Source organism: Streptomyces sp. NRRL F-5650 (genome assembly GCF_000721365.1).
Lineage (GTDB): Bacteria > Actinomycetota > Actinomycetes > Streptomycetales > Streptomycetaceae > Streptomyces > Streptomyces ardesiacus.
Genome location: NZ_JOGV01000091.1, coordinates 1 through 8,286, shown reverse-complemented (window position 1 = coordinate 8,286; position 8,286 = coordinate 1). Strand labels below are relative to the sequence as shown.

The window sequence follows — 8,286 nt, the reverse complement described above, 5'->3', positions numbered from 1 at the left end:
CAGCCGCCGCCGATCCTTGTGCGGGTCGCGAACGGAGCGGGCGCGCTGCCCGTCCCCTGGTATAGCCACAGGACGCCTGCAGTGTCGCGGGCGACCAGGTCCGGCCTGCCGTCACCCGTCAGGTCACCGGCGGATGTCAACGAGTTGTAGGTGTTCCAGCCGCCGCCGATCCTTGTGCGGGTCGCGAACGGAGCGGACGTGCTGCCCGTCCCCTGGTATAGCCACAGGACGCCTGCAGTGTCGCGGGCGACCAGGTCCGGCCTGCCGTCACCCGTCAGGTCACTGGGGCTGGAAGTGCGGGCGGGGATGACCCAGGCGGGACGTCCGTTGCCCTGCACGTCATCGCTCGTGATCGCTGTGCCCGGGCCCCCGGCAGCGGTGGCGGAATGGACGGTGAGACGCATGTCCGTGCCGCCGGCGAGGTAGGCGAGCTGGTTGCCGTCGGGCGACCAGGACGGGTAGATCACCCCGCCGGAGTCGTCCGTGATCTGGGTCTCCTTGCCGCTGGCCAGGTCGCGTACGAATACCTGCGGCCCGCTCGACGCCGCCTGCCGGGTGAAGGCGAGCTTGGTGCCGTCGGGCGAGTACGCGGGCTGGAGGCCCGAGGTCAGCGGGGTGGGCGTACCGCCCTGGCGCGGGTCGTAGACCTGGATGGTGGAGCCGCGGAGGAAGGCCAGCACGCCGTTCGGGGCGACCGAGGGCTGGCCGTCGAACACGTACGGCTGGTCGGGCAGCACGTAGTCGAGTCCGCTGCCGTCGAGGTTGACCTTCATCAGCCGGCGGCGGTCGTGGCCGGGCTTGGACTGGAAGCCCAGGTAGAGCATGTCGCCGTTCGGGCCCCAGGCGAGCTGGTCCAACCACCCGTCGGGGTCCTGGACGTCCATGACGACGGGCCGTGCCCCGCTGCCGTCGGGTTCGGCGACCCAGATGTCCCCGAACCCGTCCTCGCTGATGAACGCCAGGTGCCGCCCGTCGGGCGAGAAGACCGGGCTGACGTACTTGCCCCGCGGCAGTCCGTCTCCGGTCGGCACCAGGGTCCGCCGGTCGGAACCGTCGGCGTTCATCGACACCAGAGAAAACGTCAGCACGCCGTCGACGGTCGCCGATTCCGTGTACACGATGCGCTGCTGCGGCTCCGCCGCCCGCGCCTCGGTCGCGGAACCCGCGACCCCGGTCCCTCCCAGTGCCAGCACGGCCGCGGCGAGGCCCGCACTCATGTACCGCCGTAGGACAATTCTTGCCCGCATGGATCCCCCCAGGATCGCCGTGACGGCGGCAACGCCGCGCTTCGCGGGGCTCCGGCCGTCCGAGGAGGGCACCTTACCCAAGGGGTCGGACAGAGCGGGTTCGCTTGGGTGGCCAGGGCCCGCTCGAGGGAGTCGAGCATCGTCACGATGCCGTCGGCCTTCACGCCCATCAGCTACGGGCCATAGCTCTGGCCTCGTCCATGGCCTTGGCGAACGCTTCGTCCCGGCGGCGCCGTTGGTAGATCGCCGCCGGGGTCACACCAGCCGCCGCGGCGGCCGCCACAAGGGTCGCCTTCGGCTTGCCCAGTGCTTCCAGAAACCGGGCCACACGCGCAGGCGTGAGTCGGATCTGCCCCGTGTGCACGTACGGCGCTGCGGAGTTGCTGACCGCGTCACAGGCTTGGGCGAACGCAGGGTCGTCCCCTCTCCAGCCGCTGAAGCTGGTGGAGCCGAGGATCAGCTCGGCCCGGCTGGGCGGGACGCCGAGAGCGAGCAGCCGCAGGAAGTCGGCGCGCAGCGTCCGACTGTGCTCCTGGGGTGCGTCGGGGTCCCGGCCGACCAGGGCGATCGTCAGACGGGTGTTCGTCCGCGCGGTGGCCCACACCGAGGGCAGGCTGAGGCCGAGGTCGGCGGCGGCCAGGTCAAGGGCCTGGCCATGCCGCAGAGCGGTGATCAGCCGGTTGGTCTGCCGGGCGGTGAGTCTGGCCGTGTCGGTCATGCCCGCACCCTACGAGCAGCCTCGTCGGGGCCCCGGGTATTGCCCGGACCGGGGCCCCGCCGTCGGCGCGGGAACCGCGGGGGAGGCTGCCTCGCGCCACCGGGGACAACGAGCCGGGGCACGCCAGGTCACCGCCGTCCGGCCCAGCGCGGCGCGTGCCGCGTCGGGTTCGGCGGCGGAAGACGGTCCTTCTCCCGGAAGCCCTCATGACCCCGGGTGCGAACGAACGCATCCGACGCTCTGACGGGTGCGACACGCACCCGAGACGCAAGCACTCCTTTCCGAGGAGCACCCGCACGGGCCGCCGTCACCACTACGCACTGAGCGCGCGCACCGGCGAAGACCGTCTGCCCCTTCGAGTCCACCACCGGAGACTGGGCGCGCTGCCGAAACCCCCGCACAAAGAACGGAACTTCACAGCGCACGGCTCACGCCCACTCCGCCGACGGCGGCACGGGGCTGGCAGGTCGCCGAGACCACTGACGTGCCCTAAAAGTCTGTCAGGCGCCCAGTAAATCGGACAAGTCGCATAGAAGACGCGCGTAGAACGACAAGATCACACGACTGGAACGCGTCCAGGCACACGGACGTCACTGCCCGCACCCACCACTCGCAGGCCAACTCCCAGCCAATGCACCACTGTTCACCCAACCGTTGGCAACCCCGCGAGGTTCTGCCCGTCCCCGCTCGGCCAGTGTGACCAGATAGAAGCGCCGCCCCCACCCGGGGGCCGGCACGAAAGGAGACCGACCGTGAACAGAACGCGACAGCCCGGGCCGGATGCCGCCCGTCGGGCCCTGCTGTGGCTGCTGGTGACCGCCACCGCCGTGCTGGCCGCCCGGAGCCAACAGTGGACCAGCGCCGTCACGACCGCAGCCGCCGTCTACGCCGTCGCCTGGCCCGGACAGCAGGAGCCGACCATGACCCGCACCCCGCCCACCGCCGCAGAACTCGCCCTGGCCGCCGAGATCGACCGGCTGGGACTGACCGCCACCTGCCACCAGCTCGAACGCTGGCGCGCCAAGCGCTGGCTGGCCCCCACCGACCAGTGGAGTGACCCCGCAACCAGCGCACTGCGCCCCGACATCGTCCACCGGGCCGCATGGCTCGCCGCCCTCTCCAGGCCAGGCCGCGGCATCAGATGGATCGGCTGGACGTTCTGGGCAATCGACGACACCGAACAGACCGCCGCACTGCTGCGCCAGGCCCTGATCCGGACCATCCAACTGCCCCTGCGCCAAGCAGGCTTAACCCTCGCCCAGATCCCGCACGGCGACAGCGACACCGCCTTCGAAACCCGCCAGAACCTTGCCGAACTGCTACTGCGGGGGCGGCGCGCCATCGGACGGGACCTGGACGGCCTCCTGCGCACCCCACGCCGGCCCCGCGGGCATCACCCTGCCCGAACCCCGCACGGTGTCCAACCCCTTCGACGCCGCCCTGATCCGGATCGGCGCCCGGCTGCTGACCGGCGGCACGGCCGACGTCAGCCCCGAAGAACTCACCGATGCCTGGCGCAGCGTGTGGACCGGCCCGCCCGAACAGCTCGACCGCATCACCGCCGCCCACCTCGCCGCCGACCACGCCGGAACCGACCTGCACACCATCTCCCCCCTGGCTCACGGACTGCCCGGACTGGTCCACGCCCTCGAGCAGGCAAATGCACACCTGCTGTGCGAGGCGGTCCGCGCATGCACCAAGGCCTCCTCCACGCTGACGAAACTGCTCCTGGAACGGGCCGACGCCGGGATGCTGACCGTGCTGATGGACGACGTGATGTGGGACCAGTGGGTCCGCGCCGGAGGCATCGCCCCCGCCGGCCGGCTGGGGGAGGCCGCGATCACCCTGAGCACCGTGCAGTACCTCCTCGTCCCCGGCTGGGCCGAAGACCTCCACCGCTACCAGGACCGCATGGACCGCCTGCTGGCCGCGCCCACCACACAGCACCGGACAACCATGTGATGTAGGCCGCCGCACGCCGAGCTACCCAGGAGGGATCACGGACGCGGCTGCAGGGGCGTGTTGTGTCCCCTCAAGGGGGACACAACAGCGAGAAATGTCGTGCTGAGCTGACAAAAAATGTCGTGCTGGGCTGACAGAAGTGTCACGTACAGGCGACATCCACGCGGGAAGCCCGTGCAGGGCCGGGAGGGCGCGGCCGAGACCACGGCTGGCGATGACCAGGACCGGGAGCGTGGCAGGCGGCGCCGCTGTCCGGCGGCCCAGGTACCGGTCCGCGGCGCCCTGCAAGCGCGCTGGCCAGCGGCACGGGACCCGTCACCCCGCCCCCGGGGCCAAGGCCCCACCCCCTTGCACCGCCGGGGGAAAGTGCCCGTTGACCGAGGAGGACGGACCGAGGCCGTTGAGACGAGCGGTGGACTCCAGCGAGTGCAGCAGGGCCGACAGCGCATTGACCGCGACCATGCCCGATCTCTCCAGCTGCAGGCCGCCCACGGTCTTCCCCACCATCACGGCCGTCCTCGCCATGTTGTCCGTCATGGGCTTCACGTCCTCGGCGCAGATAGCCAACGCCTTCGCGAGCGTCATCAGCGACTGCTCCAGCTCAGGCGTCCAGTTGATGACGGGGGAAGGCGTCCGGCCGCGGCGAACCAGGGCCCCTGGCGCAGGGCGGGACAGAGAACGGCCCCGCACCGCCGTGCGGCCGGCAACAGCGCGCTCCCACGCCTCCTCCCAGCGACCCATGTGCCGGGCGGGGACACCGCAGCCGCGCAGGAATGCCGCGCACTGTTTCCAGGTGGCGGGCAGACCTCTGCGCCCGGCGGTACGCCAGACCGTGGTCAGCGGCAGAAGCACGTGCCCGGCAATTCCCGCGTCGGCGGCGCGCGCCTGGAGGACGCGCAGGACAGGGGCGCCGGCGTGTTCATAGGCGGCGGCCAGGGCCGCGGCCAGGTCGGCCCGGGTACGGATACCGTCCACGTGCGGCGCCCGCAGACGGCGGAGACGGCCGCGGCTCTCGGCACGCGCAGCCCGCCAGAGCCTGAGGGCCTCCTCCTCGCCGCCGACGCCGCAGGCGCGGACGTACGCGGTGACGGCCCGCTCGACCGGCACCCCCTGGGCGAGGTCCACCACGCGCTTGAGCGTGGTCGCCGAGACGGAGCCGGCGCCGTCAGTGCCGCCCGCGGTGCGGGAGTTGGACGCCAGCCGGGCGTAACTGCAGCCGCTGCGCTCCTTGAGGCTCATCAGGTGGCCGACGAGGCGCAGGTGGTGGCGGCCGGGAGCCGGGGTGCTGCCCCGGCCGGGAGGCGGGTTCATGGCATCCCCCCTTCTACCGGGCGCCGTGCTCGGTGCCGGCGGCCGCGCGGACCGCTGCGCCGGCTACTGCGGACAGCAGGGCCCTGCCGCCTCCGGCGACCGCGGTGGTGACGGCACCGATCACGCCGCAGCCCGCAAGCAGGCCGAGCACGTCGCTCACGGGCATGCCGTGCACGCACAGGGCGGCCCCCACGACGGGGAAGACGACGATTCCGCACACCTGTGCGGGGCCTGCCGGACGGGCGGTGGGACGGTCCGGACCGGACGAGGGAACGACTCGGGGGTGGTACGGGGACACGGTGACGGGAACCTCCGGACGGGGTGCCGGGCCGCCGCCCCGCACTCGGGATCCGGCAGCCCGCGCGCTGAACGTGCTACTGGCCGCAAAACCGGACCTGCGGACGGCAGTTGATGGCTGCCTTCCTCCGGTGCCGAAGAGGATGGCACGCCCAGGAGTGCTCTCGCTCACCCTAAAAAGGACGGAAGTTCTTTATGCCGGTTTCTTGGTCCGTGGGTGTTCCGGACAGCCAATCTCCCTGCAGCCCACCCAAACGCCCGCGACCGGCCCCTTCCGTACACCCACGCCCGCCGACCAGTCCGCCGGTGTTTCAACCGGACTTGCCGCACCACCCCGTCAGGAAAGATGCTGCCCTCCGACTCGGACGCCGACACCGCGGCGGGGCCCCCAAGGACTTGGGGGCCCCGCCGCAGCCTCGGACCCGAGCCCCCTGAACCGCTACTGGCCGCAAACCGACGCGAACAGGGAACCCTCCGCCCGGCACGGTGATGCGCGCCCGGCGCTCAAGAAGGGGCCGCCCACCGTCACGGACGGCCCCTTCCACGCCCCCGGCACGCCCGGGCATGCCGCAGCCTCCCGGGCCCTCGCGCACGCTGAAGCCCGCGACGCCCCGCAGGCCCGCAGGGCACGCACAGCGCGGGCACGACGTCCTCCGGCCGCACAGCTGCGCCCCACCGCACGCACCCGACTCCAGCAACTCGAGGCTGTCCGCGCGAGGAGCGACCACCCACCGCCTGACCGAGCGACTGCGCACCCTGCCCCCGCCCATCGACACCCGCGTCCACGCGATCAGCTGAGCGGCCGCCGCCCGGACGACAGGGTCCGGCCCACCCGGGCCCGTACGCTCTGGGCCCGCCGTCTGCAGCATGCGTCCCCATCGCTGGATGTACACGCAGCAGTCGCCCGAACGCGCGCAAGACTGGCCAGCCGTACGGGCCGCCGTGGCTCGGCCAGACCCACCCCGGAGGAGAACAGGACGAGCCCCCTGCCGGAAGGCGCGAGCCTCCCGAGGCCAGACGCTGGCGGTGGCGTCCCTGGAGCTAAGGCGGAACCGTGTAACGCGCTCCTGCAACCCGACCCCCCGCGCCGGACTGTCCCATTTCACCGCGGGCGCCAGCCAGCAGGCTCTACGGTGCACCGGTGAACACCAAGCCGCCGGAAAGCGGGGACGAACGGCCCCAGCCGCAGACGCCGGAGATCGACGAGACCTTGGCCGCGGCGCTGACCGCGCAGGGCGAGCCGGGGGTGCGGGCGCTGGGCCTGCTGCGGGACGCGCGCCAGATCCTGGTCGGCACCTTCCTGGAGCGGCCGGGAGAGGTCGCGGAGTCATGTCTGCGGGGCGCCGCGGACGCGCTGCTGAGTCTGCCGGGCGCCCCGGCCACGCCCGTGGGCCTGAAGTCCGCAGCCGCTGGCCTGCTCGACGCCGTTGACGCCCTTCCCACCCCGCGAGTCGCCACCAGCGCCGCTCAGGCCGGCCGGGACAACGCCGTGCCCGACGTGAGTACACCGGCTTTCACCACTGCCGCCGACGCCGCGGGTGCTGAGGAGGCGTGGGAGCGGGTCAGCACGGCTGCCGGGGTGCTGCGCGGGCAACTGGCCCGGCCGGGCGGCTACCACCGCGGCCGGGCCGCAAGGATCGCCGAGCGGCTGATGGGAGTGAAGCTCGGAGCCGCCCAGGAAGAGGCCCTGGGCGTGTGGGGCGAGGTGTACGGCAAGACGTCGGGCACCCTGCACGGCGCCGCGGCCGAGGCCGGCCGCGCGGCCCGCCTGTACACCGAGGTCCTCGCCGCCGCCCGAGAGCTGCTGGTGCCACTGCCCGGCCGCGCCGCGAGAGTCCTCGAACTCACCGCCCTCACCCGGCCGGGCCCGGAACACGCGCTGGAGCTGGCCCGATGGGCGGACCCGCGCGCCACCGCGTTCTTCTTCCGCTCCCGCCCCGCCCCCGCCTGGCTTGCGCTCCTGCAGCAGCACGCACCGCATCTGCTGCTGCCCGACGCGCCGGCCGGCGGTGTGTGGCCGGCCGCCGCGTTCCTCGAGCACCTCGCCGCAACCGACCCGCCCACCGCCGGCGCCTGGCTCGCCGAGCACGCCGAGGCGGTCGCGGCCGCAGGCCGGCCGGCGCTGGACGTGGTGCTGCGCCTGGCCGGCCGCGACACGAGCATGGTTCCGACGGCGCTGGTGCGAGCGGCGCTCGCCAGGCAGATCGCCAGCCGCCCGGCGGGAGAGCCGGCCGGCTGGCGGGAGGGACAGACGCTGCGCCTGGCGGCGGAATGGGCGGTGGCGGTCCCCCGGCCGGACAGGGACCGTGACTGGGTCCTCGCGGCCGAGCTCCTGCTGAGAGCCACCGTCGACGCCGAGCACGCCGGCGCCCGCTACCACCGCGTCGCCCTGGCCGAGTACGCCGGCACCGCCAGGGACCAGCTCGACACCACCGCGACGCCCCTTCTGCGGGTCCTCCTCGACGACCCGGACAACTACGCCCAGGTAGAGCACGCGGAAGCCGCCCGGCTGCCGGACCACCTGCTCGGACGGCTCCTCCACGAGCTCGTAAGGACCGCCCATCCGGCCGGCCCCGGCGCCGGGGCGCACCCGCGGGTGCGCATGATCCGCGCGGTGACCGTGTCCCTGCTGGCCCAGGACGTGGAGCTCACCTGTGATTCCGAGGTTCGTAGTTGGTGTGGTGAGGGTGGCTTGAGCTGGGGTGTTGTGGATTCCTTGATAACAGTCCCGGTGCTTGCGGGACGCTGGAG

5 protein-coding genes and 1 pseudogene are annotated in these 8,286 nt (G+C 72.8%); 2 read left to right on the top strand and 4 right to left on the bottom strand.

Translation table 11 applies throughout. The features are described 5' to 3' along the window. Together IG88_RS45390 and IG88_RS0137195 are read right to left on the bottom strand one after the other, a co-directional pair. The coding region (locus IG88_RS45390; RefSeq protein WP_199807546.1) for an FG-GAP-like repeat-containing protein at window positions 1-1,217 on the bottom strand (1,217 nt) is incomplete at its 3' end. Between the two features lie 199 nt (window positions 1,218-1,416). Beyond that, complete coding sequence (locus tag IG88_RS0137195) at window positions 1,417-1,965, bottom strand: hypothetical protein (RefSeq protein ID WP_031051112.1); 549 nt, start codon at window positions 1,963-1,965, stop codon at window positions 1,417-1,419. Between the two features lie 1,416 nt (window positions 1,966-3,381). On the opposite strand from IG88_RS0137195, the gene IG88_RS44780 reads away from it, so the two are divergent. Then, window positions 3,382-3,927, top strand: coding sequence for a hypothetical protein (locus IG88_RS44780; RefSeq protein ID WP_234332478.1), 546 nt, complete (start codon window positions 3,382-3,384; stop codon window positions 3,925-3,927). 315 nt (window positions 3,928-4,242) lie between these two features. Here the strand turns inward: IG88_RS44780 and IG88_RS0137185 are convergent, their stop codons facing one another. Then, entirely contained in the window at window positions 4,243-5,238 is a 996-nt protein-coding gene (locus tag IG88_RS0137185; protein ID WP_031051110.1) for a hypothetical protein, read from the bottom strand. 13 nt (window positions 5,239-5,251) lie between these two features. After that, window positions 5,252-5,458, bottom strand: coding sequence for a hypothetical protein (locus tag IG88_RS44775; RefSeq protein WP_199815100.1), 207 nt, complete (start codon window positions 5,456-5,458; stop codon window positions 5,252-5,254). Between the two features lie 1,218 nt (window positions 5,459-6,676). On the opposite strand from IG88_RS44775, the pseudogene IG88_RS0137175 reads away from it, so the two are divergent. After that, window positions 6,677-8,286, top strand: a pseudogene (locus tag IG88_RS0137175) (hypothetical protein); the annotation flags it as partial.

What these genes read in the sequence shown, in the direction of transcription:
- IG88_RS0137195 (WP_031051112.1), bottom strand. Translation starts at nt 1,965, where the DNA reads ATGACCGACACGGCCAGACTCACCGCCCGGCAGACCAACCGGCTGATC.
- IG88_RS0137185 (WP_031051110.1), bottom strand. Translation starts at nt 5,238, where the DNA reads ATGAACCCGCCTCCCGGCCGGGGCAGCACCCCGGCTCCCGGCCGCCAC.